Origin of the sequence: Bacillus sp. AFS031507 (assembly GCF_002584635.1) — a bacterium.
GTDB lineage: Bacteria > Bacillota > Bacilli > Bacillales > Cytobacillaceae > Neobacillus.
The window spans coordinates 138773-164560 of the sequence record NZ_NUOW01000007.1 but is presented as its reverse complement, the minus strand read 5'-3'; the positions used below and the strand labels follow the sequence as shown (position 1 = coordinate 164560).

The window sequence follows — 25788 nt, the reverse complement described above, 5'->3', positions numbered from 1 at the left end:
AGGGCCCGTTGTTTTGAGTTTGTTCAACTTTATAGTTAAGATTTGGTCCTAGGCTAGACATATCTGTCCCACCAAATCCGTGCTAAGCTTCCTACTAGAAGAAACTAAGCGTTCATGTCCGATACGTAGTCTTGGACTTCTGTGAATATTTCGTCTGCTTCAGTAATACGCTCGATGTCGGCTCCCAGGCTTGCTAGCTTGCCGTGGAAGTCCACGTAGCCGCGGTCTAAGTGTTTCAACTCGGTCACGCGTGTCATGCCTTCAGAAACCAAACCAGTCAAAATTAATGCGGCAGCGGCACGTAGATCTGTTGCAGATACTTCCGCACCTTGTAAATTGGAAGAACCATTTAAAATAACAGAACGGCCTTCAATTTTGATGTCGGCATTCATGCGGCGGAATTCCTCAACATGCATAAAACGGTTTTCGAACACAGTTTCTGTAATCATCGAGGTGCCGTTTGCGCGAAGCAATAACGCCATCATTTGTGATTGCATATCGGTTGGGAAACCTGGATGCGGCATCGTTTTGATGTCGACAGCCTTCAAACGATCGGTTCCGATGACACGAACACCATCTTCTTCCTCACGGATTGTGATACCCATTTCAACCATTTTTGCAATCAAAGAAGATAAATGTTCAGGAACTGCGCCCTTTACCAATACATTTCCGCCTGTAATCGCGGCAGCTACCATAAAGGTTCCCGCTTCGATTCGGTCAGGAATAATATGGTGTTCTGCGCCAAATAACACGTCCACACCTTCAATACGAAGGGTCCCAGTGCCAGCGCCGCGAACCTTAGCGCCCATTTTATTCAAGAAGTTTGCAAGGTCAACGATTTCTGGTTCTTTTGCCACGTTCTCAATAATGGTCGTACCAACCGCAAGAGTTGCAGCCATCATAATGTTTTCGGTAGCCCCAACACTTGGGAAATCCAAATAAATCTTTGCACCTTTTAAGCGGCCATTAACCTCCGCTTCAATAAAACCGTTTCCTACCTTAACTGACGCTCCCATGGCCTCAAAGCCTTTGAGATGCTGATCGATAGGACGGGATCCAATAGCACAGCCACCCGGCAGGGCCACACGTGCACGGCCATTTCGAGCGAGTAATGATCCCATGACAAGCACAGACGCGCGCATCTTTCGAACATATTCGAACGGCGCCTCATCCTTTAACACTCTGGATGCATCTACTACGACTGTATTGTTTTCAAACGACACTTCAGCGTTTAAGTTGCGTAAAACTTCATTAATTGTGTATACATCGGAGAGTGTAGGTACATCACGAATTACACTTTTTCCGTCACTTGCTAATAATGTTGCAGCGAGTACAGGCAAGACAGCATTTTTTGCGCCTTCTACTTTAACAGTTCCATCAAGCCTTTTTCCGCCGCGGACGATAATCTTTTCCAAGAGTATTCCCCTCCGCGTCCATTTTCTCTATATTAATATTCAATCGTAATGATTGGTGTGCCAACTACGATGGTAGTCTTACCGCCCAATCCTTCGGAGCGTATGCCAATTTGTAAATTCATGTTATCTCTTTGATCATCTATGGAGCCTTTAAACATCGGCGAGTTCGCCGAAACAGACATGAATGTCTCCTCTTTTAACGCTTCGATTTCTTTTGCCTTAAATACGGACAGCAAATGATTCGCTGTCTTGGGTAAAGCCGTATCCATCTTATCACCGACCGTACCTTTCATACAAGAGAAAATTGTTGGTTTCCCTCGAAATATGTCAGACAGCCTAGATTTAAATTGACGGGTCGTGAAATAGGCCTCGGTAGACTTGTTCCACTCTTTACCACTGATACTATATACTATATACGCATTAACCGGTTGTTTTGTGTGGGTTGCCATCATTTGAAGCTTTTCTATGCGGTGTTTAGTCGTTGGAGATACTGCCGTTACTTCCCACTTTTCGCTGGTACTTTTTACAGACCATTCCCAATCAGGAAACTTCGTTTGAAGCTCTTTAGCATATTCCTTAACTTCCTGCTCACTTTTTAGGCCATCCAAATGCTCTCTTGCATAAAAAGTCCAATCATCGAGCAAAATATCTTCGGCTTGTAAAATAGAGCCGATTTTCGTTAAGTCCATTTCTTTTTGAAAAATAGAGCAGATTCCGCCACCGTTTGCTTCAGTTTGGTTCCCAATAACAACCAGGATTAAACTGATGATTGTTATCACGCTCAAAAGGATCTTACGATTTCTCTTCATCTCTACTCCCCCTCATTACCATTGTTACCATGTAGAGGAGTAGCATACTTGGGAAATGTCGTCACTTTTAGACAAGTTCCAAACTTTATGACAATTCATTTAGTTATTTTTCCACATAAAGACGATTGTACTCAATTTATTAACAAATTGGAACATGTACGAAGACCTAAATTTTTACCAATTGTATATTTTGCATGATCAAAGGTAGTTGTCTAGACCATTGGAGATAATCTAGGAAAAAGTTACTAACAGATGATCCGACGAAAATTGCTAATAATATGTAAAGTAAGCGCGCCTGAAATACATGGTTGGGTTTCAGCAATTTTTCTAAACGGATTGCTTGTAGGGCCCACCAGGAAATCGTTATAAAGATTAAATGAGACAGGATACTTAACACGGCAATTTGCCCAAAATCATTTATCACTCGGTAACCTCCTTTTTTCACACAATGTTTATTCTATCACAAAGAAGGTCAGAAAAGTTTCCTTTTGTATCCATTTTTAAAAAATAAACACATTTTCTATCTTTAAAAAAAAATTCACCTTCCTAATGACTCGATTCGAAGGCGAATTTTTATTGCTTTATCTGGTCTCTTGATACGACCTCGGTTTCTAATACCGTACAAAAATACATAAACCACGCACTTACCATTAATTTACCTGATTCCAAACCCTGCCTAGATTTAATGGGACATATACTTTCTCGCCCTGTATTTCCTTGTGTATGATCGGATTTTCAAAATTCGAATCCCAACTATGATCTACTCTAACTTTGCGCCGGGCTCTGATGTTTCCTCCAAAAAAATCACCTAAGTTCACTCTTGAAAATTTCATCCACCTTACCCCTTTCTTCATATGATAAGGGATAGGAAACAAAAGGAAAGTTCCTTTTTGTTTCCTATCATTATACTAACCTAGTAAAACTGTGTTACTTTTATTTTGCAGCGACCACCAATACGCGTCCCCTGTCCAATTCTTTTTCAAATTGTTGTGCTTCTGTATCGGTTAATCCTAAGGATTCCATTTTAGAGCGTAGTTCGTCCCCGCGTGAGCGAAAAACATTTGCGATTGAATCAAAGACGCCTTGCTCGTTTACCCCAATTTCATTGGTATCCAGTGCATCTGACAAATCTTCTGAACGTTCTTTGCCGTGGGCCAATAAGTAGACCTCATCTTTTTCGAACCCTTGATTTAAAAATTGTTCAATTTCCTTTTTTGCTTGAAGTCCATTTTCTACTATTTTTACTTGTGTCATTTTAACTTCCTCCTCAATTTTTAATGTGTGACCATCTTGATTTTGTAAGTAAGTTGAAATGCATCTTGTTGTTCTATTTGATATATAACCCTTTTTAAAAAGTTGAAACCTTTTTTATGAAAATTAGCTGTTCTCCCTAACGATTTTCCCGTCAGTTAAGACGATGAATTGCCGTGCAGGTACTGGAGCTCATCCGCTGTTTGAATGCGTTTATCTCCTCTTTCATCTTCCTTCGGCGTGGAAAATGACTGATCTCCCTGACGACTTGGGATGGTCTCGTCCTCCAGTTTTTCTTGCGCTTCCACAGTTCGTTTCGCATAAGGAAGGGCTTCAAGTCTGTCATAAGGGATATCCTCACCTGTTTCGACACAAACTCCATATGTTCCATTAGTGATCCGTTCTAACGCCTCATTCACTTCTTCGAGGCGACATTTTGCATTTTCAATTAACAGCATTTGTTTTTCTCTTTCCTCTAATTCAGTGGCGGTATCAGCAAAATGATTGTCATAGCTGGTTAACTCCCCAAAATCTTCAAACGTTAATGGCGGGTTGGACTCTAACATTTCGATTGTTTCGTTTTTGATTTTGATTAATTTATCTTTTAAAAAAAGCAGATCTTTCTCTGACAACATGTTTTTCCCTCCCTTTCTTTTCTTAATGGTACATACCCTTTAACGCGAAATTCTAAAACTATAGCGGATAGAATTTTTTTACCAAAAAAGGTTTGTCCATTGAAATAACGGGTACTTACATTAGTAGATTCACATTAAAATTTGAAAGGGATGAATTTTCATGGGATTTATTTGGTCTTTAATTATCGGAGGAATCATCGGGTGGTTAGGTGGTCTTGTCATTGGACGTGATATACCTGGAGGTGTAATTGGAAATATCATCGCCGGATTTATTGGTGCTTTTCTCGGATCGTTCCTATTAGGAGATTGGGGACCTGAAGTGGGCGGTTTTTATCTTATTCCAGCCATCATAGGAGCCATTATTCTCACACTAATCGTTGGCTTCATTTTTAAAAGTATGAGACATACAGCATAATTATAATTGGATAACTTTCACTCAAGAGGCTGCTAATCATGCAGTCTCTTTTTATGTAGCATTTTTTAGACAAAGGAAAACACCTTAAAACAATAAGGTGCTTTCCTTTGTGATTCTTATTTTAAAATAGCAACTATTCCTCGGCTTGTTCAGAATGAGCCCAAACCGAGACACTGCCACCGTTAACAAAGAAGGTGGCAAATCCATCTTCTTCAATTATAATATGATCCTCTCTCGTTCCTGTTAGGTCGACCCATACTTCTCCAGCCCGCTCTTCTCCGACAAACATTCTTTTTTCGCCCTTATCCTGATTGGAAATGAGGACGGCGCAGCCTGAAGACTCCATTTCCTCAAGCCCCAGACGAACCCATCCAATCAGATGGGGGTCATCGAAATAATCCTCTTGTTCACCATAGGCTTTATGGTAACGAGCATAAAGGAGCGGATCCATCGCTGCCTGTTTCCCTTTGATTGGTTCTTCTCCCCCAATGCCAAAATAATCTCCGTAAAATATACATGGCTGTCCATCTTGGCGAAGCAGGATAAGCGCATAAGCACTCTGCTTAAACCAATCCTCCACCCATGATTCAAGGGCTTCGTTTGGTTGGGTATCATGATTGTCCACAAAAGTGACCGCATGTTCTGGATTCACATTCACTAATGTATCATCGAAAATCGTTGTCAGATCAAAATCAGCACCCGCTTTAGACGCTTCATGTAATTTATAATGAAGCGGAACATCAAATAAATTCAGTTTGAAATCAACATTTTCCAAAAATGTTTGGCATGCTTCAAGTTCCGGGACCCAAAACTCACCTAGAACATAAAACTCTTCTCCTCGCTCCTGCCTTACATTATCTACAAAACTTTTAATAAAATGATAATCAATATGTTTAATCGCATCTAAACGGTAACCATTGCATTGTAAAGTATCGGCTAGCCAGTTCCCCCACTGGATCATTTCCTCTTGCACATCTGGATGATTGAAGTCAATATTAGCAAACATTAAATAGTCGTAATTTCCAAATTCATCATCGACATGGTCATTCCACTTTTTACCCTCCCCTACAATCCGAAAAATCCCGGTTTTATCTGTCATTGCGTCGTAGTCTATTCCATTAAAATGTTCAAATCCCCAGTTGAAATTAGAGTACTTGTCCTTTCGATTTGGGAAGGTGAATTTCGTATACCCCTCTATTTCAAACGGCTCAGAAATATCTTCAGTTCGGTCATCCTGGTCCACTTCAATGACTTGAAAAACCTCTGTTTCATCTGCTCCCCCTTTATGATTCATGACCACATCCACATAGACATCCATCCCGCTTTCATGACATGCGGCAATCGAATCCAGCAATTCTTGCTTCGTCCCATATTTCGTGCGGACCGTCCCTTTTTGATCAAATTCACCTAGATCATACAGATCATATACACCATATCCTTGGTCTTCTCCTGATTGACCCTTTGTTACCGGTGGAATCCAAACCGAATCGATTCCTTTCCTTTTCAGTTCGGGAGCCAACTCCTTCAGGCGGTTCCAATGCGAACCATCTGGCTCTACATTCCATTCAAAAAATTGCATCATCGTATGATTTCTCTCCATGAGTGTTTTCCCCTTTTATGATTTTTTCTTCTATTGATTGTTCTTTTCTAAGCTTCCATAAACGATAAGTATGATGGACAATCACCTTCAGAACTGCATACACTGGAACGGCTAGGATTAACCCGAGAACGCCTCCCATACTTCCAGCTGCAAGTAACAACGAAATAATAGTGAGAGGATGAATTTCTAGCTTTCTTCCCATCACCTGTGGTGAGATAATATGCCCTTCAATTTGTTGGACAACCACCATTACGATAAGAACTTTTACGACCATCATCGGTGAATCTAAAATCCCAATAATTAAGGCAGGGATGATTGCAATTATCGGACCGAGAAATGGGATTACATTTGTTAACATGGCGACAATGGCAACAAGAAGCGAATAGTCGAGGCCGATCATTAAATAACCGATGAAAAGCATTGTCCCTAGACAAAAACTGACAAAAATTTGTCCATGAATATAGGAGCTGAGTGCCTCATCCAAATCAGCTAAAATCTTTCGTCCATTTTTCTCCTGCCCTGCTGGTAATATACGAAGAATCAGCCGGGGGGCCTTTTCTCCTTCTTTTAACATATAAAATAAAATAAACGGGACAGTGACAAAGACTGTCACAATCCGTGCCATCATACCGATAAAATTCATAATATTTGATCCAATAACGGCGAGACCCGAGGGTACATTTTTGGAAATAGAATCGGTGCCCTTTTCAAAATTAAAACTTTTATTGTCATATAAACGGTGGACCCATTCATTATCTTGAAGTTCCGTTAATTTCTCCTTGATCGACTCGATAAAAGCAGGTGTAGTATCAATTAAACTATTGATTTGCTTCTGCAAAATCGGTCCAACAAAAAAGACTAATAAACTTATCATGGCAGCTGCCATTAAATAAATCAGGAGGATGGAAAGTGCCCTTGGAACCTTTTTCAATTGAAGAAAATTCACCAGAGGGCGAAATAAGTAATATAATACCCCTGCAATCAAAAAAGGAAAAAAGAGAGTTTGGACTAGTATACCAATGGGCCGAAAAACAAAATTGATTTTCATCCCTACAAATATAATTAAGAAAATAAGCAAAAGTCCGCAGCCCACTCGAAACGCTTTCGTTACCGGCATGTCATCCCCCCGTTCTATTAGATTTTCAAAAAAGCCTTTCATTATAAAATTCCCGAAAATAGACGAGCAAATGATTCTTTTGCCTTTTCAGTAAATCCTCTTTTGTAAAATTCGACTGGGCGAATTCTCAGGCAATCCTCTAGGTCTTCCTCATAATGGGCCACTAGGTCTTGGATGGAATCTGTGCCTATTAAAAATAAATTCACTTCAAAGTTGAGACGAAAACTGCGCATATCCATATTGGCTGTTCCAATTGTGGCAAGGTCCCCATCAACAATCATCACCTTTTTATGGAGGAACCCTTTTTGGTACGCATAAATTTCAATTCCAGAACGCAGAAGTTCAGGTAAATACGACCGTGAAGCATATTGGGTGAGAAAACCGTCATTGGTGTCAGGCACCATGATTCGTATTTGAATCCCTTTTTTGGCAGCAATCCTTAGTGCTGTTCGAATTGCTTGATTAGGGACAAAATACGGCGATGCAATCCAAATCGATTTTGTTGCACATGAGATCAACGCATAATAATGATCACTCATCCGTTCGGTTTCGGGGCCGGTGGCGACGACATGAACCAAACCATCTCCAGCGGCAGGTATGGGTTTCATATAGCGTTCGTCCATAACCAACATTTCCCCACTAACATACCTCCAATCTAATAGAAAAACGGCATGCAATGTTTGGACAGCTTCCCCTTCCAGGACGACATGTGTATCACACCAAAATCCGATTTCCTCGTCTTCACCAAGATATTCGACCCCAATGTTCAGTCCGCCGACAAATCCTACCTTCCCGTCAATGACAACGATTTTTCGATGATTACGGAAGTTAAACTTTTGATTATAAAGGCCGCTTTTAATTGGCAAAAAAGGATGGACCATGATTCCGGCCTCCTTCATTTTTTTAATAGCAGCACCTGAAAGTGTGATACTTCCCATCGCGTCATACATAAGGCGAACTTCTACTCCTTCTTGCACTTTCTTGATTAAGATGTCGATGATCTCACTGCCTAATCGGTCATCTCGGAAAATATAGTATTCCATATGGATAAAATCGTTTGCTTTCTTAAGCGCACTTTTCATTTCTCGAAAAGTTTCCTCGCCATTTTTTAATATTTTTGTCTTCGTGTTGGTATTCGTTGGTGTGCAGGTCGCCCGATCCAAATAGTGAGCGAAATGATGCTGGTGATGATTAAGCTGCGAAAACTCGACTTTCTGTTTTTCCCTACTAATTGTTTCAAACACTTCACGATCTTTGATGCGCTTACTTTTAAAGAGGTAGCCTTTTAAAAATAATTGCCCGGAATAGACATAGATGATATATCCGAGTACCGGTAAAAACACTAATATATGTATCCACAAAAGCGTGTTTTGCGCCGTCCGATTTTCGAGCATCAAGGAAAACACTGTAATCAAGATAATTACGCCGTAGAATGCCATTGATATCATTTTCGGCAGGAAAGGAACGTCTGTAAAAAACACCAAATATGCTAGAGCAATCATCATAATGACAAAAACAAATTCCATTCTCCGTTTTTTCATAACGTTGTTCTCCCCCATAATTTAATTAGATACCCTTATGGGGTAATACCCGATTTATACGAAGATTAATCCTGCTCCTAAAAAAAAGATGCCCGCCCCCCGCAATTGAGGGAACAGTCACCTACGCCTTTCGATAAACTTTCTTGGAAAAATTTATTATATGGTTTCAAACGATGTAGTACGGGGTATGGAATAGATATCAACACTATTCCACTAAACGGAGGTAATGAAGATGGCAAAGGTAAAAGATAAAAATAGTTTAGTAACAGAGACTCTCAACACACAGGTAGCTAATTTCTCAGTTCTTTATATGAAGCTGCACCACTACCACTGGTATGTAAAAGGTGAAAATTTCTTCACCCTGCATCCTAAATTTGAAGAATTGTATAAGGAGTCGGCACTCCATCTTGATACCATCGCTGAAAGAATGCTGTCACTAGGCAATTTACCAACGGCGACACTAAAGGAGCAATTACAGGTCTCTTCCATCAAGGAAGCCACAGGCGACGAAAATGCCGCGGGAATGATCCAGACACTGGCTGATGATTTTAACACCGTCTGCACCGAGCTTACAGATGGAATCACCTTAGCCGAGGACAACGATGATCAACCTACGGCCGATCTGTTCATTGCGATTCGCACGTCCTTAGAAAAGCACCGATGGATGCTCGAAGCCTATCTGGCAGAATAAATAGAAAAGCGTAAGCGCCTTGCTCAGGGGCGACAGGCATAAGACGAGCCGGCGAGAAGGTTGCTCTTTAACCTTCTTGACGGATTGGCTTATGACCCCGAGCCCCTAGGCGCTGAAGCTAGACAGTTATCTATGTTCAAAAAGTTTCTTATCTTTTAAAAAGGGTGTCAGCTTTACAGCTGATGCCCTTTTTCTCTCTCACAGGCACTGTGAACGAAAAAAACAAAACACGTATCCAAAAACGGTTGGATACGTGTTTTGTTACGCTTATAATAGTAGGTTACAAGAGTTGACCGATAATATAGGTTAAGTCATCATTCCGTGTTTTGGTATACATTTTTAAATGATTCGACATCTCCTCAATCGATCGAATACTTGATAATAAATGTTTAATGGCGGGAATATAAATCCCGTCCGTATGCATAATAAACTTCGCATCTTTTTCATACGTAAACGTTTCAATTCCATATTTTTGCGGCTTTCCAGATAAATATCCATAGACAGGGACTGGATTGAAAAATTGACCTGAGGGCGAATAAAGAACAAAGCGAATGTTTCCTACGGAGCTATAAGTAATTTTTTTAAGTAAAAAGTCTACCTTAAAAAGAGATACGGTTGCACCTCTTTTATCCTTAAGGACTTTATTACAATAATCGATTAATACATCGACCTCTTCATAATGGTATTGTTCTACCACTTCCCGAATCGCGTTAGACGAGGCATGTGCGTATATCCCGCTTCCCAAACCGTCCGCAACGGCACAAATGAAGTAATTATCCGTTGTCTTAATAAAAAAACTATCGCCGTTACACACATTACCTTCCTTTTGAATCTGATACACTAAGGTTTGAATATATTGATTTGATTCAAGTTCAAGCATTTGTTACTCCTGTATTGGCATCCTCTTTGTTTAGTGCCTGTCGTAATTTTTGAATCGCCTTTTTTTGAAGTCGAGATACATGCATCTGAGAAATCCCCAAAGACTCTCCTGTTTCTTTCTGACTCTTATTATCGATAAATGTATAACGGAGAATTTCTATTTCACGTTCTGATAGAACATGCAGAACACTCTCAAGCAAGAGCCTTTGGTCGACTCTTTTGAAACCATCGTCATGCGATCCGATGGTGTCGAGTATTGTAACCGTGCTGCCGTCTGAGCCCGTCTCAATCGAACGATCCACAGATACAGCTTGATAACTTTTACCCATCTCCATTGCTTCTAATACTTCTTCTTCCGAAACGTCCAAATGCTCGGCAATTTCATGGATCTTTGGTGACCTTTGATGTTTATTGGTCAGTTCATCGACAACTGTCTTTATTTTCGTCCATAATTCCTTTACCCGCCTCGGGACATGGACTCCCCATGTTTTATCCCTTAAGTAACGTTTGATTTCTCCAATAACGGTCGGTATTAAAAATGTTTCAAAGGATGATCCAAGTTCCGGATCATATCTTCGTATTGCACCCAATAGACCGACGATTCCTATTTGCATGAGATCCTCATGAAAGTTTCCGCCTTTTGAATATTTCATCACAAGGCTTCCGACTAGCGGAGTATAGTGGTCTACTAATATTTCTTGAGCTGACTTACTCTCATTTAGCTGAAAGTCTTTGATTAGGGCGTTGATTTCTTCCTTAGTTCTCTTCATAGTTTGAAATGGTTGTGTCATGATTTACACGCTCCCCACTTAAATACTTCACCATGAAGACCGTAACTCCGGAATGATCAAATACATGGACTTCATCCATAAGCGTTTCCATCAAATATAGACCCAACCCTCCCTCCACTAGTTGGTCGGTTGTAGTTGAGGCGGAATATGGGCCTAGTTTGTCCCTTGTCTGTTCAAAATTAAAACTCTCTCCATTATCAGTGATCATAATTTCTAGTTTATTTTCATAAATTCCAAATCCAACAATTGTTTCTCCGCCGGCGTTATCTTTGTAAGCATGTTGAACGGCATTCGTACATGCCTCACTGACGGCAATCTTTAAATCTTCAATCTCCTCATATGCGTATCCCATTCTGCTGGCAATTCCTGATAACGTTAATCGGATTACCCCTACATATTCCGGCTTAGCAGGCATTTTCACTTCAATGTAGTCAACTAATTGTTTCATTGTACCCCACCTCTGAGTTCGTAGAAATATCAATGATATTACTTAAACCTGTAATTTGAAAGAGCCGTTCCAAGCGATCCGACAAGTCCACGAGCTTTAATTCACCATCATTTTTCATTATTAGTTTGAATAAACCAATAAATACACCTAGGCCAGTACTATCAATATATGACACATCTTTTAAACTGACGATCAGTGATTGGTTTTGCTCTTCAGCGAGTGGTAATAATTCCTCTCGTAGCTTTGGTGCAGTGTATGCATCTATTTCTCCTGCAACAAAAACGAATGTCTTCCTATTATTTTGGTGTTTATCAACTTTTAAATCCATTCATTATCACCTCAGGAATTTAATCTATTTTTATGTACTTACCCGCACCCATGGAAGATTAAACCTTTCTTCGAAAAATAATTAGCGTAAAATCATCATTCATTTCAAAGTTCTGCATCTTTTCCAAATCTCGATAAATTTGTTCAACCATTTCTTGAGCGGTTAATTGCTTATATTTTTGAATTAAGTCAGTTATCACCGAACGTTCGATAAAACCATCTTCTGTTCTTACTTCCGTCACTCCATCCGATAATAAGACAATCATATCCCCGGGTTCGACTTGTTTTTGATACTGCTCATATGTAAAGTTCTGGTCCACGCCTAATACTAGACCTTTTGTCACGAGATCCTCAAATGAATTCGTAACGGAATGATAATAGAATCCTTGTTCATGCCCTGCTGCACCATAGGTAAAGGAATGGTTAACTGTATCGTACATCCCATAGAACATGGTAATAAACATACCTTCATCGAGATTATCTTCTACGACTCTATTTATACTTTCTAAAACAAAGTGAGGACTTTTCCTAGACTCTGGTAAACTATCGATTGCATACTTGATCATCGACATACAAATGGCTGCAGGTATTCCTTTACCAATTACATCTGCAACGGCTATATGAATACTTTGCCCCTCTTGAATAAAGTGATAAAAATCCCCATTCATTTGTTTGGCAGGAATACTTGTTGCCCCAATATCTAACTCGTCCATTTGAGGAATAGATGTTTCTAGTAAATTTTCTTGAATGCTTGCTGCAATCTCAATTTCTGATTTTATTTCCAGCTGTTGATCCCGCATGCATTGATGCTCCTGGTAGGCTAAGCCATAGTCTATCATCACCTCTAAAAGAAAATCAAAGGACAATAAGACCTCTTTTTGAATATCCGGAAAAATTTCTTTCAACGCTTCACTATGTAAACTGACAATTTCCTCAGGAGAAATTTGCTGTAAAATCGATTTTCTACTAAATAGTTGTGCTTGGTACAAAGCTTTTTCGGATGATTCTTTCAGATAACTGCGAAGCAAATGCCGATACCTTGATTTGAAAATTTCCATAGCAAGCATCCTCCTAACGAGTCCATTTTACCGTCTTAATAATTGTACCTTCCTCTAGTGAAGAGGTAATATCAAATTCATCCATTAAGCGCTTAACCCCCGGTAATCCCGCTCCTAACCCACCTGATGTGGAATATCCATCTTCCATCACTTTTCTAATATCCTGAATTCCTGGTCCATTATCAGCAGCGATCACCTTTATCCCACGTTTATCACGTCCATCTATGCGTTCAATCCGTATTTCACCTTGCCCTGCATATAAATAAATATTACGTGCAAGCTCAGAAATCGCTGTCGTGATTCTTGCCTGGTCAACTGTACCAAATTCAAGCTCCTTGGCAATATTTCTTCCTAGTTGCCTAGCTGCAACGATATCCCATTCGTTAAAAATTTTCACATAGGATTCGTTCTCCATGCTTTCTCCCCCAACTCCCGTTGTAGTGTTTCTAACCCCTTTTCTAAATCTAGTGCTGTAAGCACCTCTTGAAGATGGATTCCTAGTTCAACTAATGTAATGGCTACAGCTGGTTGGATGCCCGTTAAAACTACTTTTGCCCCCATCAGTTTGGACATACTAATAACATCGCCTAGTACTTTTGCAATAAACGAATCAATCACATCTATAGACGTTAAATCGATGACGACACCATTCGATCCTGTTTCATGGATTTTATGAAGCAAATCTTCTTGAAATTGTATTGCCGTTTGATCATCAAGTTCCCACTGAATAGAAATAAGCAGGCAGTTATATAACTTTAGTATAGGTATTCTAGCGACCATTATTATTCCTCCGTTGATATGACCTTTCGATTCGTCATTTCCAAGGCAGCCTCAATTCCTTTTTGTAAGCTATTTTTGGTGATGACTTGAGTTAAATTAATTCCTAAATTAACGATTGTTTGTGCAATCTCTGGACGAATCCCAACGATTAAACATTTTGCTCCTACTAATCTTACGGCTTCGGATGCCTGAATAATATGGTGGGCAACCATCGTGTCTACGACAGGAACTCCTGTGATATCAATTAAGACAACTTGGGCGTGATGCTTAACAACCCCTTGTAATAAATTTTCCATAATCGACTTTGCTCTTTCTGTGTCAATGGTTCCAACTAACGGCATGATCGTAATATTATCAAAAATCGGGATAAGCGGTGCAGATAGCTCTTGAAGCGCAATTTTTTGTAAGGATACAGTTCTTTGCCAAGTTTCCGCATACTGATTAAACACTGCAACGTTGATCGGACTAATCCATTTGTCATAATCCAAAATAAATTCAACTTGTTCTTTTTCTGAAGTCTTATCTGCCATGGGAAAGAAAACAATTTTTCCAAATTCACTTAAACTGTCCATAATAAAACCTAATGTCCAGCCGAGTTGAACTATTTTTTGAGTAAATTCAATTATCTTGCTTTCACTATTTTTCTGTTGATTGGTAGAACTATTAATTAGTAAATTTATATAATCATTACAAATATTGATATAGACTTTCTCTGATATCACATTAGCTGCTCTTTGTTCATCCATAAGGATTAGTTTTTCTGACCACTCTTTTAAAATTTGCTCCCGGTTTGTTTGAATATATTCTACTATTTGATTTGCTTTTTTCATCATTTCCCACCTAAACTTTTCTTCGCTATTCGAAGAATTACTTATTATGTAACATTATACCAATTTATGCTAGCTAAATAATGAATAAAATAGCATAGGTTCATAGCCCTAATATCTTTGATGTTTCAAATGAAGAAAAAGGGGTACACACAAGGTAGAACTAAATTTCAGGGAATATGGGTTTGTTGTTAATTGACCTAAACTCATTTTTTCAAATAGGAGGAGACGCAATGGATAAAGAGAAAATGCTCCAACAGTTTAAGGATTATGGATTTGAACAAGTGGAGTATTTAGGGAACTCCACGTTTCGATTGCATATCATGAGTGATGTGACAGGAGCTTCCTACCCACTGTACGTAAAAACAGCCACTTCTGAAAAAGGCGGTATGTTCGTTCATTTTGAGGAAGCCGACTTTGAAGAAAATGACACCGTCCCGCTCCAGGTCCGTAGTGCAGCACTCGATATGCTGAAAGAATTAAAGCTATTATCCGTACCCCCATCAGTAGAAAAAAACAATAATGGCTCTATGGCACGGGATTTAGGCGAAATGAAGAAACTCGGCAAGGAAATGAGCCATATGAAAACCGGTACTCAGCAACTGGAAGAAGAAAATCTGATTCCTGATCCGCTCCAATAGCAGCAACATCCTCGTAACGGTCCTCTATAGGGGGCCGTTACTTTTGTTTGGACAATCACATGAAAGAAACGAGGCCTGGCACAAGTCGAATTTAAAACGCGAACATGACGAGTGATTATTCACTCGTCATATCCTTATTATTCAATTATATTTTTATAGTTCCTTACAAGTTAGGCCGACTTATAGGTTCGATTTTGTTTCCTGATTGTTAGAATTGGCGTTCTTATCCTTTTTCTCAGTCTCTTGATAAGGTTCTTGCCTATAATTCTTGGAATTGAGATCGTCCCCAGGCTGTCTCATCTCTTGAGCGTTGTAATTTCTAGACTCAGCCTCTCTTCCTGGCTGTCTTATCTCTTGATTGAAATTCCTAGAATCGCCCTCTCTATCTGGCTGCCTCATTTCTTCATTAAACTGCCTAGAATTGGATTCGTCACTTTGCGGATTTTCAAATTCCTGATATGCATCTTGTTCGGGTTTCTTAAAAGTAGTATCATCTTTACGGCCTGCTTCTTCCCTACTGATTGTCTCACTAGTATTCTTTGCCATTTGATTTTCCTCCTTTTAATTTTTAAAATTTTACTTCAGGTTAACTTGTAACCTTAATTATGTTGTACCACCCTTTGTAGGAACCTAAACTCTTTTTGATAGATTTGTTACTTCTGAACTATCTATCATCTATCGAAATCCTTTTCTATCAAGGCAATCATTCCATTATTTAAAAAACGATCCTTTCTTTTTCCCTCTTAATAGGTCACCTGTCCAGCCATTAAATTTCAAAAATCCATAAAGCAGGATGGTTGAGACTCCAATTAGAATGACGGACATCGTATAGCCGAACTTCCATTCTAGTTCCGGCATATGCTTGAAATTCATCCCCCATAATGACCCAAACGCCATGACTGGGGTAAAGATCGTTGTGATGACCGTTAAGGTTTTCATAATTTCATTTCCACGATGGGAGGAGATGACTTCCTCCAAATTAATGATTGAATCAAGCTCATGTTCATATTCATTGAGCAATTCAACCGCCCGGTCAATCCGTTTACACGTCGTCTTAAAAATATCTCCCGTGCTTACCTCATTTAGATTGATCTCCTCTATCCCCATTTTTAACTCTTTTATCGGGATTAATAGATTCTTCCAGACTAATAGTTCATGCCTTTGCGTATAGATTTTTTCAAGAATACTCGTTTCATTTCGTTTCCGCACACTCCAGATTAGTGTTTTTAACGCATCTTCAAATTGATCGATCTCATACAACATTTCATTCATAAGTTCTCCCAAAAAAATTAAAAAGCCATCAACCGGGTTTTCCGTTCGATCAATGAGCCTGAGAAGGTCCTCCGTATGGATATGTTTAAAGGAAGACAGCCTAAGATCAACTGTAATCAACTGTTCCGTACTAACATAAAAATGAAAGATTTTATAATCTAGTTCCTCTTCAAAATTTTGCTGATAAATAAGTGAACCGGTCACAACCTTACTTCCATTATCAAGTGTTTTAATCCGTAAGAAGTTTGTTTTATGTTCCTGCAGCTGTTCCAGCCATCCGGTGCTCCCGCAGTTAACATTTTCAATAATTGGTCCTATTCGTTCCCTGTCGTTTTTGTCAAATTGATACCACTTCCATTTGTTCGGTCCGATAGTTTTCTCCATAGACTCTCCTTTTGATAAAAGTTTTCCTAATTAAATCCCCTAATTTTTAATAAATGAAACATTAAAAATAGGTTTTAAATGTAAGGAAACGGGTATGAAAGGATAAATAGAACTTAGTTGAAATGAAGTCCTATTTTAAGAGATTGTTAAAATCTAAAGGAGGTCTTGATATGAAACGAGTTTTGCCTATTACATCATTGGTTGTGGTTGGAATGGGGGCATCTGCAGCGATGTGGTTATCTTCTAAACCAAACAGAGTAAAAGCAGAAAGTGTCTTAAGAGACTGGAAACGTAAAATTAAACCTTCTCCTTTTGATAAAAGTGAAACACTCCCGATTGAAAAAGGAGGACACCCACACCCACATGATCTAGAAGACAATAATATGGTCAGCGAAGGGGCTATGTATTCGGTTCAATTTTTTAATGAGAAAATGCAGTGATAATCGGTTGGGGCACGTTACTGCCCCAGCTAATTTTTTGACCATTTGAGGTGGCAAAATGAATTTATTTTTTTTACTCATCTATTTCATCATCATTACAGCCGTTATCGAAATTTACGTGGTTTTATTTCGGTTAACAGGGCTCAAATTGGAGATTTCAAGGTTTCAGGTCATATCTTTAATGACAGGCACTGGCTTTACTACAGGAGAATCCGAGCTTATTTTAGGTCATCCCATTCGAAGAAAACTTGCCACTTTCCTGATCCTGTTTGGAGCCTTCTCTCTTGCAGTGATTATTTCATCAATTAGCAATTTCCTTTCTGACGATCTTAGAATGAATCACATTTTATTTGTAGCAGGTGGTGTCCTGCTAGTCTTTGGGGTATTAAAGCTGGCATGCATCCAGAAATTATTATCGAAATTATTTCATAAAAAAATGAAACAGAATATTGAGCTTGGTGATTTGCCCATCCGGGACGTATTTTTAACAGACAAGGAAGATTATCTACTAAAACTGCATATCTATAAAGACTCCTCTCTCGCTTTCAAAACGATAAATCAAATAATAATCGAGCATGATCAGTTAGACTTCGTTGCCCTATTCATCAAAAGAGGTGAATTGAAGATTAGAAGAAACATCTACAACGAAAAAATCCATGAAGGAGATCAGCTGTTTTTATTTGGAGAAAAAGAGGTCATCACCGAGTATTTTAAAGATGATATGAACATCATGGAGGAAAATTTAAAGAATCAGCATCATACTTCGTTAACTAGGCAGTTTAGTTGAACAAAACACTTTAGGACAAAGGACATAATGTGCAGCATAAAAAGCAAATAGAACAAAAAAATCATCCCGGAGGACCTCAGGGATGAACTTTTTATGTTCTTATCTTTTTTTTTTCAAAAAAAAATGTTTCGTTGTTCCACAAAGCGGGTATTGATACTTGGCAGGGTGTAATTTAACAGCTATTGGAAAGGTATAATCTTTTGCGAAGCTTTGAAATAACATTTTTTACATAAAGAGGAGGAATAAACTTTGAATAACTTTTATGACACTAAAAATATTTCGGCTTATATTATCGAAAACAAAGAAGAATTTCAGAATAAGCTGTTATCCGAGGCTGTCAATGTTGCCTCTAATATTGAGCGTATTTTACAAGCTGGAAATATTGATCTTTTGAAAAACGCTCAAAGGCTAGTTCTTTACGTTGTGGAAAATAGAACAGATGAACTTATTGCTTTTGCTAATGAAGAAGGAGTGGCTTGGGCGAGACATTCTTTAACTCTGGCGTTCAAACTAGAATGGGTACATGCCATCAGACGTACCTTATGGCATTTCATAAAACTTTATGATCAATTAAATGAGAAAGGCAATTATATTGAAGATTTTTTCGAATTGGAACATAAGGTTAATGATGGGATTGATGAATTTCTAAACACCTTTTTCATCAGCTATTCACATTTTAAAGATGAATTAATTCTTTCACAAAGGAAATTAGTTGAACATCTCTCGGTTCCCATCATACCAGTTAGCACAACTGTAGCTGTATTGCCGTTGATTGGTACGTTTGATTCTTATCGAATGGATATTATTGAAGAAAAAGTTTTAACGGATATATCAAGGTTAAGGATTCTGACATTGATTATTGACCTTTCGGGAATATCGGACATGGACGAAGGTACCATTTCTCATTTTCAAAGAGTATTGATTGGTGTAACGTTGATGGGTGCTAAATCAATCATAACTGGATTACGCCCTGAACTTGTAAGAAGAATGGTTAATTTTGGAATTGACCTTCACAGTTATACAGAGACAAAAGCAACGTTACAGCAAACATTAAATGAACATCTTGTTGTTTAAGACTCACAGGATTTAGAATGAAATAATTAGAAGAGCTTGGATATTCCAAGCCTTCTTTTGTTTTAAATCTTTTTTACTTCTAAATTCGAAATGTGATAACCACTGATTGTGTGGACTTTGAACAGATATCCTTCTTGTACAACTTCACTTCCTTTTTGGGAGTCAAGGTTTTGTGATAGAAACCAGCCGCCAATTGTAATTATTCCTGCAGTCGCTAAGTTCGTACCGAGTAAATCATTTACGTCCTCTATTAATAGTTTTGCATCTACTAAATAATGGTTCTCCTTGATCTTTTGAATCTCTGCCACTTCATCCGCATCAAATTCATCTCTAACTTCTCCGACGATTTCCTCAATAATATCTTCAACCGTAACCAAACCAGAAGTCCCACCGTATTCATCTATTAGGATGGCCATATGGGTACGTTCTTTTTGCATTTTCACCAATAAGTCATGAATGGGAATGGTCTCGATCACGTAAATAACAGGATTGATATAGGATTTTACCTTCAACTCTTCCGTATTACCTTTATTCATTATTTTTGCTGTTAAGAGTGCTTTAACGTTTATGATTCCGATGATATTATCTATATCACCGTCCATTACTGGATATCGAGTATAATTTTCGCTTTTCACCCTCTTAATAACTTCATTAATCGTGTCGTCCACCGTAAGGCTGCTAATCTCCGTGCGAGGGACCATGATTTCTTTTGCCAATCTCTCATCAAATTCAAAAATATTGTTTACATATCGTAATTCATTCTGATTAATCTCGCCGCTCTTATAGCTTTCTAACAAGAGGATCCGCAGCTCTTCTTCAGAATGAGCTGATTCCTGTTCGGATGCTGGATTTAAGCCAAATAGACCGGCCAGCATACGGGCAGAGCCATTTAATAGCCAGATAAACGGAAACATGATTTTGTTAAACCATATGATTGGCCGTGAGAAGAAAAGTGTTACAATCTCCGCTTTTTGAATTGCTACTGTTTTAGGCGCCAATTCACCAATTACTACATGTAAAAAGGTAACTGAGGCAAAGGCAAGCCCAAAGGATAAAATATGTGTAACAGATTCATTTAGGTTGAGTACCGTTAACAATGGGTGCAGCAGCCTTTCTACCGTTGGTTCTCCTAACCATCCCAGCCCGAGTGCCGTTACTGTGATTCCCAGTTGGCAGGTTGAAAGGTATTCATCGAGATGTGATACTACCTTTTTAGCTGCTACAGCACCCTTCTTTCCTTCCGCAATCAATTGATCAATCCTAGAGGGGCGTACTTTTACGATGGCAAATTCGATTGCGACAAAAAATCCAGTAAGTGCGATTAATAGTGTGATTAAAAGTAAATTTATTATCATCAAGAGAAGTTTCACTCCCTCTCTTTTATTAAAAATAACAATCCGAAATCATCTGAGTTTCGGATTGTTATTCGTGCGATCAGGTAACAACCTGTCCCTTTTTCTTAAATCTTTTATTCTACTATTTTCTTGTCTATTTTATTATCTAGCTTACCTAAATATTTCGTGGCAAATTCCTTTCCTCCTAGACCGAAGGCGAGGCCGAATGCTAATGCTACTCCACCTAATACGAGAATAAAGGCAGCATTTACGATGGAATGAGCAACCCCAAGCTGGTCTAATGCCATAAAGACAGTAACTGCAAAGATTGCATATTTCCCAACAGCTGCAAGTGTCCGCGAGTAGCTGTTCTTTAAAATGTTTTGTAAAATACGTTCTACTAAATGACCTAAATATAATCCAACTCCTAAAATAACTAGTGCAGCGAATAACATCGGTAAATAAGCAATCACGCCTGTTGCAAGAGTCACTAAGAACTCTAAGTGGACAATTTGTAATGCTTCCACTGTAAATAATAAAACAATCACTATTTTTGCGAGCATACCAACGATTTGTGAAAGATTGTACTTGGATTGCTCTGGATTTAATGAGCCAATGCCCATATGGTGAAATAAATTATTAAATCGTAAGCGCCAAAGCATTTGAGTAACCATTTTTTCGACCCATTTTCCAAGCCATAAGCCCACCAATATTAAGATTACCGCAACAGCGATGTTTGGAATGAGGGAGAGCACATGATGAAGCATCGTTATGGCCGGGTCGGAAATTCCTTTTAGGTCGAGTTTTTCTAGGGCTGTAATAATCGTCGGAATTAAGATTAAGATAAACACAATATTGCCAATCATACTTGAAAGTGTGGTTCCCTCACCTGTCGGGCTCAACCCAAACCGTTGACCAATTCTCTCTGTACCAATACTTCTTAAAAAGTTGGTTAGAATATCACGGACAATTTTAGCAATAAGCCAGCCGACAAAGACAATCAGTGCGGCAGCAAATAACTTGGGTATAAAGGCAAGCAACGTTGATAGGGTGTTTGCGAAAGGTTCAGAAACACCTTCCATTTGCAATGCATCTAAGACTCCTGGTAAAAATAGTAAGAAAACAAAATAGAAAAGAGCTTTTGCGATACTGTTTACCTTACTTACAGCATCCGCTGGATTATTTGTCATCTTCCATTTGACTAAAAGACGTTCAAAATGAAACATTGCAGAGGCCTTTTTAAAGAGCATACGAACGAGTGAGGCAACTGCCCAAGCTAGTAGTAATATTAGAGCAGCTTTTAAAACGTTCGGAATCGCTGCTGTAATGATTGATAACATTTGAACCAGTGGTGTGGCAATCAAGCTTAAGTTCAGCATATTAAAAAAGATAATCCACACAAACACTAGTAAAATATAATAAACAATTTTTCCAATAATCACTTCAGAGGAGTATTTTCTCTTTTCAAAGTTTGAAAAAAGCTTATCATCAAAGCGTGTTTTCTTTAAAATGGCCTCGACACCTTTTCCGATACTCTTTGCAATCAGCCAGCCAACCAATAATACAAGCAGGGCAAACAGCAAGTTCGGAAGCTGATTAAAATAAGAGTACCAACCCGTCATCATTTGATTCATATCCATCGTATCGATCTCCTTTTCCTAATTTTTCAGTTTTGTTATGATACTTTTTTTGTCGCAACAATGACCAGACGCCCCATGTCTAATTCTCCTTCAAATTGCTGGGCTTCAAAATAAGATAATCCTAAAGATTCCATGTTGGAGCGTAGTTCATCCCCACGAGAACGAAATACATTTGCCAATGATTCAAAGACACCCTGATCATATACCTCCATACCATTTGTATCAGTTGCATCTGTTAGATCCATTGAACGGTCTTTGTCGTGGGCCAATATGTAGACCTCCTCTTTTGTGAAACCCTGATTTAAAAATTGAACCACTGACTTTTTTGCTTGAACCTCATTTTCTACTATTTTCACTTGCTTCATTTTTACTACCTCCTAGAGTTGTAGAATCATAATAAACAGCTTCAACTTATTTACGTAAGTAAGTTTTCTATTGGATATATAACCCTAATAAAAGAAATGAAACCTTATTTTTTTACTAGTTGGTTCATACTCCATCAATAAAAAAATTTTTCAAATGGGAATCAGAGGCATTAAAAAAAGGGCCTTTAATTGAAAGAAAACGATTTTTTATTCTGGTATGGATCATCCATACCCTACTCTCGAAAAAAATGAGGTTTCGTATTTTATACAGTGGGAATATAACCAATATGCAAACGAAAGGGGCTGAAAGGTATGAGTTTAATAGCAAATCCAATAACCATATTGGCACCATTAACCTCCCACGTTTACTTATTGGATGAGATTTCATTGCTTAACAGCAGATAGCGCAGCTCTTGGCACTTCTAAAAGATACTTACCGTTCCATTAGAAGGAGGAATCAGCAATGACTAGGAATTGGAAGAAAAAATTATTAGTTGGTGGAATGGCTGCTTCCCTTACATTCGGCGGATTAGCCGGTTGTGGAGATGGAGTCGACCAAGATAATGGCATTAGTGATGGACAACAAAAAGATGCCGTAGATAATGATACACAGAAGGAAGCAAACGGAACGATGAAGGACGCGAAGGCGAACATGAAAGAAGCTATGAATAATGTAGAGAAAAAATTAGAAGATAACGGTGTTGGTGATGGAGTAGATCAAGATAATGGTATTAGCGATGGTGAAAAGAAAGATGAACTAGATAATAAAAATCCATAAGAACAAATACTAGGAGGGTAAACAATATGAATAAGGATAAATTGTCAGGTAATGTAGATCAAGTAAAAGGTGAGGCTAAAGAGCAATGGGGTCATTTAACAGATAATGATTCAAAGGTAGCAGAAGGAAAAATGGATAAAGCAAAAGGCAAAGTAAAAGAAGGCGTTGGCGAAGTAAAAGATAAACTATCAAGATAGTAAACATTCACATTGGCAGCCTATTGATGATACTACTATATTCATTTTTTATAAAACATCCAAATTTTAAATAAGAGGAGGAGTAAAATGAACAAACATGAAAAAAACATTGTAGGTGTTTATCAATCCGAACAAGAGGCTATTGCCGCAATTGAGGATCTTGTAAAATGGGGATACGATAAGTCAGAAATCAGTGTAATCGGTAAAGATCACAATCACGTTGATTACGTTACCGAAGAAACAGGCACTGCAGTCGAAGATACCGCAGCAACAGGTGCGATTACAGGTGGGGCACTTGGTGGAGCAACAGGATTATTAGCTGGACTTGGCGCTCTTGCCATACCAGGTATTGGTCCGATAGTTGCCGCAGGTCCTATTGCCGCAAGCATAATGGGTGCATTAACAGGTGCAGGTTTAGGAGGTTTAACTGGAGCACTAATCGGACTTGGAATTCCAGACGATGAAGCAAAGTATTATGGGGAGTCCGTTGAAGAAGGTAAGATCTTAGTCCTGGTCAAGAAACGAGAAGACTCTGCCCATAATATGATCGACAGTGAAGAAGAGATTCCTTTAGACGTGGAACCAACACCTGATCATGAGGAAAACCGATTCAATACGATTAGAAATCGAAACCCTGCCTTGAGTAACAAATATTAAGTAAATAATAGATACAAAAAAAGAAGAGGTTCCCCCACCTCTTCTTCTTCATATTCATATAAAACCCCTTTAAATTAACCGGCCGCCTTCCCCCAAGCAGCCTAACTCTCCCTTAACAACTAGCTGAAAAAGTCTGCTAAGATATCAAGGTTATTTTGCATAAAATCTAAAGCGATATTCGGCATCACACCAAACAGCACCGACCCAACCACAGCAACAATCAAGACCACAATAATTCCGAATGGAAGATTGAACTTGCTGTCATCACTTGCCGGACGGAAGAACATTTGCGTCATCACGCCGAAATAGTAGAAATACGAAACGACCGTCGTCGCAATCATAATCGACGCAAGCACATAATGCGGTGTACCATAAAATGCCCCGATAAAGATGTTTAATTTTCCAATGAAACCAGCTGTACCCGGGAAACCTGCCAACGAAACAAGCAGTAAGCCCATCACGACTGCAAGCACCGGCGAGCGGCGATACAATCCAGCAAAATCAGCAATCTTCGTTGAACCTGTTTTTTCGCTAACCACCTGGATGACCGCAAACGCGCCAAGGTTCATGAACAAGTAAGCGAGCAAGTAGAACCAGATCGAATAAAACATATTCGAGCTTAAAGATGTTAACGCCACTAAAATATAGCCGGCATGAGCGATACTTGAGTAAGCAAACATCCGTTTTATGTTCGACTGCTTCAAAGCAATCACGTTACCAATAATCATGGTTGCCCCAGCGATAAAGGCGATATAGTCCTGCATCTCTAGCAAAATCGGCATTTGTGGATTTCCAACCGATGCGGCTGAACCAAATACTGTTAACAAAATGCGGAGCACAATCACAAAGCCCGCTGTCTTCGAAACCACACTTAGAAAAGCGGTAACTGGTGTTGGCGCCCCTTGGTAAACATCAGGTGCCCACATATGGAACGGAGCCGCACCCAATTTAAAGGCTAATCCAACAAAAACCATCAAAAATGCCAAGGTTAACAAGTACGCTTGCTGGCTATCCGTAACCGTGGACAACCGGCCGGCAATGTCGAGCAAGTTGGTTGAGCCTGTTAAGCCATAGATATAGCTCATCCCAAACAACGTAATCGCCGTCGAAATTCCGCCATTGATGACGTATTTCATCGCTGATTCATTAGACTCTAAATGATACTTGCGGATCCCCGCTAAAATATAAGAAGAAACAGTTAACAATTCCAAGCCGATAAACAGCGTAATTAGATCGCCGCTGGATGTCATAATCATCGCACCGAGCAAGGCCGATAAGAATAAGTAATAAAACTCGCCGCGATATTCTTCCAAGCCGTCTTTCGGCTCATAGCTGACGGCCAAGAACATGACTAAACCTGCACCCGCAAGCAGCAATAATTTAAAGGCCATCGCGAAACTATCTAAGCGGAACGAATTCTCCAAAATCGACGTCACTGGTCCGCCGACCATGCCAAGCACAGAAACGATCGCTGCAAAAATGGCCGCAATCCCGATCCAGCCGAGAATTTTTCGATCCATATTTTTCGGCATAAATAAATCTAAAAGTGTAAGAAGTGCAGATACACCAAGGATGATGAACTCTGGCGTCATGGCACTCCAATTCATTTGCTGCAAGGTCTCAAGACTCATCCTT

At 39.1% G+C, this 25788-nt stretch carries 32 protein-coding genes; 9 read left to right on the top strand and 23 right to left on the bottom strand.

Annotation, left to right across the window (positions count from 1 at the left end):
- Positions 1–104: 104 nt before the first annotated feature.
- The 6 genes from murA to COE25_RS09385 form a co-directional block, all read right to left on the bottom strand.
- On the bottom strand, positions 105–1415 hold the full coding sequence (gene murA, locus COE25_RS09410; protein WP_088090156.1) for a UDP-N-acetylglucosamine 1-carboxyvinyltransferase: 1311 nt from the start codon (positions 1413–1415) through the stop codon (positions 105–107).
- 32 nt (positions 1416–1447) lie between these two features.
- A complete protein-coding gene (locus COE25_RS09405) occupies positions 1448–2224 on the bottom strand; it encodes a YwmB family TATA-box binding protein (protein WP_098932417.1) in 777 nt (258 codons plus the stop codon).
- 166 nt (positions 2225–2390) lie between these two features.
- Entirely contained in the window at positions 2391–2648 is a 258-nt protein-coding gene (locus tag COE25_RS09400) for a DUF1146 family protein (protein WP_088090158.1), read from the bottom strand.
- Positions 2649–2874: 226 nt separating this feature from the next.
- Positions 2875–3057 (bottom strand): hypothetical protein, encoded by a 183-nt coding sequence (locus COE25_RS09395; RefSeq protein ID WP_098932416.1) that lies wholly within the window; start codon positions 3055–3057, stop codon positions 2875–2877.
- Positions 3058–3157: 100 nt separating this feature from the next.
- The gene (locus COE25_RS09390) at positions 3158–3478 is read right to left on the bottom strand and encodes a YflT domain-containing protein (protein WP_088090160.1); all 321 of its coding nucleotides are present in this window, start codon (positions 3476–3478) and stop codon (positions 3158–3160) included.
- Between the two features lie 155 nt (positions 3479–3633).
- Positions 3634–4110: a TraR/DksA C4-type zinc finger protein gene (locus tag COE25_RS09385; RefSeq protein WP_098932415.1), complete on the bottom strand. Its 477-nt coding sequence runs from the start codon at positions 4108–4110 to the stop codon at positions 3634–3636.
- Between the two features lie 160 nt (positions 4111–4270).
- Here COE25_RS09385 and COE25_RS09380 point away from each other — a divergent pair, with 160 nt between their 5' ends.
- Positions 4271–4525 (top strand): GlsB/YeaQ/YmgE family stress response membrane protein, encoded by a 255-nt coding sequence (locus tag COE25_RS09380; protein ID WP_088090162.1) that lies wholly within the window; start codon positions 4271–4273, stop codon positions 4523–4525.
- 133 nt (positions 4526–4658) lie between these two features.
- On the opposite strand, the gene COE25_RS09375 is transcribed toward COE25_RS09380, so the two are convergent.
- Genes COE25_RS09375 through cls form a run of 3 tightly spaced genes read right to left on the bottom strand, consistent with a single transcriptional unit; the run spans position 4659 to position 8783 of the window.
- Positions 4659–6125, bottom strand: a complete 1467-nt coding sequence (locus COE25_RS09375; RefSeq protein WP_098932414.1) for an alpha-amylase — start codon at positions 6123–6125, stop codon at positions 4659–4661.
- Positions 6091–7242, bottom strand: a complete 1152-nt coding sequence (locus COE25_RS09370) for an AI-2E family transporter (RefSeq protein WP_098932525.1) — start codon at positions 7240–7242, stop codon at positions 6091–6093. The genes COE25_RS09375 and COE25_RS09370 overlap by 35 nt, the downstream gene beginning before the upstream one ends.
- Positions 7243–7283: 41 nt before the next feature.
- Positions 7284–8783, bottom strand: a complete 1500-nt coding sequence (cls, locus tag COE25_RS09365; protein ID WP_098932413.1) for a cardiolipin synthase — start codon at positions 8781–8783, stop codon at positions 7284–7286.
- A gap of 232 nt (positions 8784–9015) precedes the next feature.
- Between cls and COE25_RS09360 the strand changes: the two genes are divergently transcribed.
- Positions 9016–9474 carry a Dps family protein gene (locus tag COE25_RS09360; RefSeq protein WP_098932412.1) on the top strand — a complete coding sequence of 153 codons (459 nt, stop codon included), beginning with the start codon at positions 9016–9018 and terminating at the stop codon, positions 9472–9474.
- A 280-nt stretch (positions 9475–9754) separates the two neighbouring features.
- Here the strand turns inward: COE25_RS09360 and COE25_RS09355 are convergent, their stop codons facing one another.
- The 8 genes from COE25_RS09355 to COE25_RS09320 are packed head-to-tail and all read right to left on the bottom strand — an operon-like array spanning position 9755 to position 14587.
- Positions 9755–10354, bottom strand: a complete 600-nt coding sequence (locus COE25_RS09355; RefSeq protein WP_088090166.1) for a PP2C family serine/threonine-protein phosphatase — start codon at positions 10352–10354, stop codon at positions 9755–9757.
- On the bottom strand, positions 10347–11144 hold the full coding sequence (gene sigB, locus COE25_RS09350) for an RNA polymerase sigma factor SigB (RefSeq protein WP_098932411.1): 798 nt from the start codon (positions 11142–11144) through the stop codon (positions 10347–10349). Before sigB ends, COE25_RS09355 begins: the two co-directional genes overlap by 8 nt.
- A complete protein-coding gene (rsbW, locus tag COE25_RS09345) occupies positions 11110–11592 on the bottom strand; it encodes an anti-sigma B factor RsbW (protein ID WP_098932410.1) in 483 nt (160 codons plus the stop codon). The genes sigB and rsbW overlap by 35 nt, the downstream gene beginning before the upstream one ends.
- The gene (locus COE25_RS09340) at positions 11576–11920 is read right to left on the bottom strand and encodes an anti-sigma factor antagonist (RefSeq protein ID WP_098932409.1); all 345 of its coding nucleotides are present in this window, start codon (positions 11918–11920) and stop codon (positions 11576–11578) included. Before COE25_RS09340 ends, rsbW begins: the two co-directional genes overlap by 17 nt.
- 58 nt (positions 11921–11978) lie before the next feature.
- Positions 11979–12977: a PP2C family protein-serine/threonine phosphatase gene (locus COE25_RS09335; RefSeq protein WP_373605347.1), complete on the bottom strand. Its 999-nt coding sequence runs from the start codon at positions 12975–12977 to the stop codon at positions 11979–11981.
- Between the two features lie 13 nt (positions 12978–12990).
- Positions 12991–13392, bottom strand: coding sequence for an anti-sigma regulatory factor (locus tag COE25_RS09330; RefSeq protein WP_098932407.1), 402 nt, complete (start codon positions 13390–13392; stop codon positions 12991–12993).
- Positions 13371–13757 carry an STAS domain-containing protein gene (locus COE25_RS09325; RefSeq protein WP_373408518.1) on the bottom strand — a complete coding sequence of 129 codons (387 nt, stop codon included), beginning with the start codon at positions 13755–13757 and terminating at the stop codon, positions 13371–13373. Before COE25_RS09325 ends, COE25_RS09330 begins: the two co-directional genes overlap by 22 nt.
- 2 nt (positions 13758–13759) lie before the next feature.
- Positions 13760–14587 carry an STAS domain-containing protein gene (locus COE25_RS09320; RefSeq protein WP_098932406.1) on the bottom strand — a complete coding sequence of 276 codons (828 nt, stop codon included), beginning with the start codon at positions 14585–14587 and terminating at the stop codon, positions 13760–13762.
- Positions 14588–14817: 230 nt separating this feature from the next.
- Here COE25_RS09320 and COE25_RS09315 point away from each other — a divergent pair, with 230 nt between their 5' ends.
- On the top strand, positions 14818–15225 hold the full coding sequence (locus COE25_RS09315; protein WP_098932405.1) for a hypothetical protein: 408 nt from the start codon (positions 14818–14820) through the stop codon (positions 15223–15225).
- Positions 15226–15405: 180 nt separating this feature from the next.
- On the opposite strand, the gene COE25_RS09310 is transcribed toward COE25_RS09315, so the two are convergent.
- Positions 15406–15771, bottom strand: coding sequence for a hypothetical protein (locus COE25_RS09310; RefSeq protein ID WP_088090175.1), 366 nt, complete (start codon positions 15769–15771; stop codon positions 15406–15408).
- Positions 15772–15936: 165 nt separating this feature from the next.
- Positions 15937–16881, bottom strand: a complete 945-nt coding sequence (locus tag COE25_RS09305) for a magnesium transporter CorA family protein (protein WP_098932404.1) — start codon at positions 16879–16881, stop codon at positions 15937–15939.
- A 170-nt stretch (positions 16882–17051) separates the two neighbouring features.
- On the opposite strand from COE25_RS09305, the gene COE25_RS09300 reads away from it, so the two are divergent.
- From COE25_RS09300 to COE25_RS09290, 3 genes are all read left to right on the top strand, one after another.
- The gene (locus COE25_RS09300) at positions 17052–17321 is read left to right on the top strand and encodes a hypothetical protein (RefSeq protein WP_098932403.1); all 270 of its coding nucleotides are present in this window, start codon (positions 17052–17054) and stop codon (positions 17319–17321) included.
- Positions 17322–17379: 58 nt separating this feature from the next.
- Positions 17380–18108, top strand: a complete 729-nt coding sequence (locus tag COE25_RS09295; protein WP_098932402.1) for a hypothetical protein — start codon at positions 17380–17382, stop codon at positions 18106–18108.
- Between the two features lie 249 nt (positions 18109–18357).
- Positions 18358–19182, top strand: coding sequence for an STAS domain-containing protein (locus tag COE25_RS09290; protein WP_098932401.1), 825 nt, complete (start codon positions 18358–18360; stop codon positions 19180–19182).
- Between the two features lie 62 nt (positions 19183–19244).
- On the opposite strand, the gene COE25_RS09285 is transcribed toward COE25_RS09290, so the two are convergent.
- From COE25_RS09285 to COE25_RS09275, 3 genes are all read right to left on the bottom strand, one after another.
- Positions 19245–20540, bottom strand: a complete 1296-nt coding sequence (locus tag COE25_RS09285) for a hemolysin family protein (RefSeq protein WP_098932400.1) — start codon at positions 20538–20540, stop codon at positions 19245–19247.
- 110 nt (positions 20541–20650) lie between these two features.
- Complete coding sequence (locus COE25_RS09280) at positions 20651–22156, bottom strand: mechanosensitive ion channel (protein WP_098932399.1); 1506 nt, start codon at positions 22154–22156, stop codon at positions 20651–20653.
- Positions 22157–22191: 35 nt separating this feature from the next.
- Positions 22192–22521, bottom strand: coding sequence for a YflT domain-containing protein (locus COE25_RS09275; protein ID WP_098932398.1), 330 nt, complete (start codon positions 22519–22521; stop codon positions 22192–22194).
- 463 nt (positions 22522–22984) lie between these two features.
- Here COE25_RS09275 and COE25_RS09270 point away from each other — a divergent pair, with 463 nt between their 5' ends.
- The 3 genes from COE25_RS09270 (at position 22985) to COE25_RS09260 (ending at position 24153) form a co-directional block, all read left to right on the top strand.
- The gene (locus COE25_RS09270; protein ID WP_098932397.1) at positions 22985–23299 is read left to right on the top strand and encodes a hypothetical protein; all 315 of its coding nucleotides are present in this window, start codon (positions 22985–22987) and stop codon (positions 23297–23299) included.
- Between the two features lie 26 nt (positions 23300–23325).
- Complete coding sequence (locus COE25_RS09265; protein WP_098932396.1) at positions 23326–23496, top strand: CsbD family protein; 171 nt, start codon at positions 23326–23328, stop codon at positions 23494–23496.
- Between the two features lie 87 nt (positions 23497–23583).
- Complete coding sequence (locus COE25_RS09260; RefSeq protein ID WP_098932395.1) at positions 23584–24153, top strand: general stress protein; 570 nt, start codon at positions 23584–23586, stop codon at positions 24151–24153.
- 119 nt (positions 24154–24272) lie between these two features.
- Here COE25_RS09260 and nuoN read toward each other — a convergent pair whose 3' ends face one another.
- Entirely contained in the window at positions 24273–25784 is a 1512-nt protein-coding gene (gene nuoN / locus COE25_RS09255) for an NADH-quinone oxidoreductase subunit NuoN (RefSeq protein WP_088090186.1), read from the bottom strand.
- Positions 25785–25788: the final 4 nt, after the last annotated feature.

Coding starts and splice junctions, on each gene's coding strand:
- COE25_RS09335 (WP_373605347.1), bottom strand. CDS start 12,977: ATGGAAATTTTCAAATCAAGGTATCGGCATTTGCTTCGCAGTTATCTG.
- COE25_RS09370 (WP_098932525.1), bottom strand. CDS start 7,242: ATGCCGGTAACGAAAGCGTTTCGAGTGGGCTGCGGACTTTTGCTTATT.
- COE25_RS09330 (WP_098932407.1), bottom strand. CDS start 13,392: ATGGAGAACGAATCCTATGTGAAAATTTTTAACGAATGGGATATCGTT.
- COE25_RS09270 (WP_098932397.1), top strand. CDS start 22,985: ATGACTAGGAATTGGAAGAAAAAATTATTAGTTGGTGGAATGGCTGCT.
- COE25_RS09395 (WP_098932416.1), bottom strand. CDS start 3,057: ATGAAATTTTCAAGAGTGAACTTAGGTGATTTTTTTGGAGGAAACATC.
- COE25_RS09260 (WP_098932395.1), top strand. CDS start 23,584: ATGAACAAACATGAAAAAAACATTGTAGGTGTTTATCAATCCGAACAA.
- COE25_RS09305 (WP_098932404.1), bottom strand. CDS start 16,881: ATGGAGAAAACTATCGGACCGAACAAATGGAAGTGGTATCAATTTGAC.
- sigB (WP_098932411.1), bottom strand. CDS start 11,144: ATGACACAACCATTTCAAACTATGAAGAGAACTAAGGAAGAAATCAAC.
- COE25_RS09340 (WP_098932409.1), bottom strand. CDS start 11,920: ATGGATTTAAAAGTTGATAAACACCAAAATAATAGGAAGACATTCGTT.
- COE25_RS09355 (WP_088090166.1), bottom strand. CDS start 10,354: ATGCTTGAACTTGAATCAAATCAATATATTCAAACCTTAGTGTATCAG.
- COE25_RS09390 (WP_088090160.1), bottom strand. CDS start 3,478: ATGACACAAGTAAAAATAGTAGAAAATGGACTTCAAGCAAAAAAGGAA.
- COE25_RS09315 (WP_098932405.1), top strand. CDS start 14,818: ATGGATAAAGAGAAAATGCTCCAACAGTTTAAGGATTATGGATTTGAA.
- COE25_RS09275 (WP_098932398.1), bottom strand. CDS start 22,521: ATGAAGCAAGTGAAAATAGTAGAAAATGAGGTTCAAGCAAAAAAGTCA.
- COE25_RS09265 (WP_098932396.1), top strand. CDS start 23,326: ATGAATAAGGATAAATTGTCAGGTAATGTAGATCAAGTAAAAGGTGAG.
- rsbW (WP_098932410.1), bottom strand. CDS start 11,592: ATGAAACAATTAGTTGACTACATTGAAGTGAAAATGCCTGCTAAGCCG.
- cls (WP_098932413.1), bottom strand. CDS start 8,783: ATGAAAAAACGGAGAATGGAATTTGTTTTTGTCATTATGATGATTGCT.
- COE25_RS09310 (WP_088090175.1), bottom strand. CDS start 15,771: ATGGCAAAGAATACTAGTGAGACAATCAGTAGGGAAGAAGCAGGCCGT.
- COE25_RS09360 (WP_098932412.1), top strand. CDS start 9,016: ATGGCAAAGGTAAAAGATAAAAATAGTTTAGTAACAGAGACTCTCAAC.
- COE25_RS09320 (WP_098932406.1), bottom strand. CDS start 14,587: ATGAAAAAAGCAAATCAAATAGTAGAATATATTCAAACAAACCGGGAG.
- nuoN (WP_088090186.1), bottom strand. CDS start 25,784: ATGAGTCTTGAGACCTTGCAGCAAATGAATTGGAGTGCCATGACGCCA.
- COE25_RS09280 (WP_098932399.1), bottom strand. CDS start 22,156: ATGGATATGAATCAAATGATGACGGGTTGGTACTCTTATTTTAATCAG.
- COE25_RS09325 (WP_373408518.1), bottom strand. CDS start 13,757: ATGGTCGCTAGAATACCTATACTAAAGTTATATAACTGCCTGCTTATT.
- COE25_RS09385 (WP_098932415.1), bottom strand. CDS start 4,110: ATGTTGTCAGAGAAAGATCTGCTTTTTTTAAAAGATAAATTAATCAAA.
- COE25_RS09380 (WP_088090162.1), top strand. CDS start 4,271: ATGGGATTTATTTGGTCTTTAATTATCGGAGGAATCATCGGGTGGTTA.
- COE25_RS09405 (WP_098932417.1), bottom strand. CDS start 2,224: ATGAAGAGAAATCGTAAGATCCTTTTGAGCGTGATAACAATCATCAGT.
- COE25_RS09375 (WP_098932414.1), bottom strand. CDS start 6,125: ATGGAGAGAAATCATACGATGATGCAATTTTTTGAATGGAATGTAGAG.
- COE25_RS09295 (WP_098932402.1), top strand. CDS start 17,380: ATGAATTTATTTTTTTTACTCATCTATTTCATCATCATTACAGCCGTT.
- COE25_RS09300 (WP_098932403.1), top strand. CDS start 17,052: ATGAAACGAGTTTTGCCTATTACATCATTGGTTGTGGTTGGAATGGGG.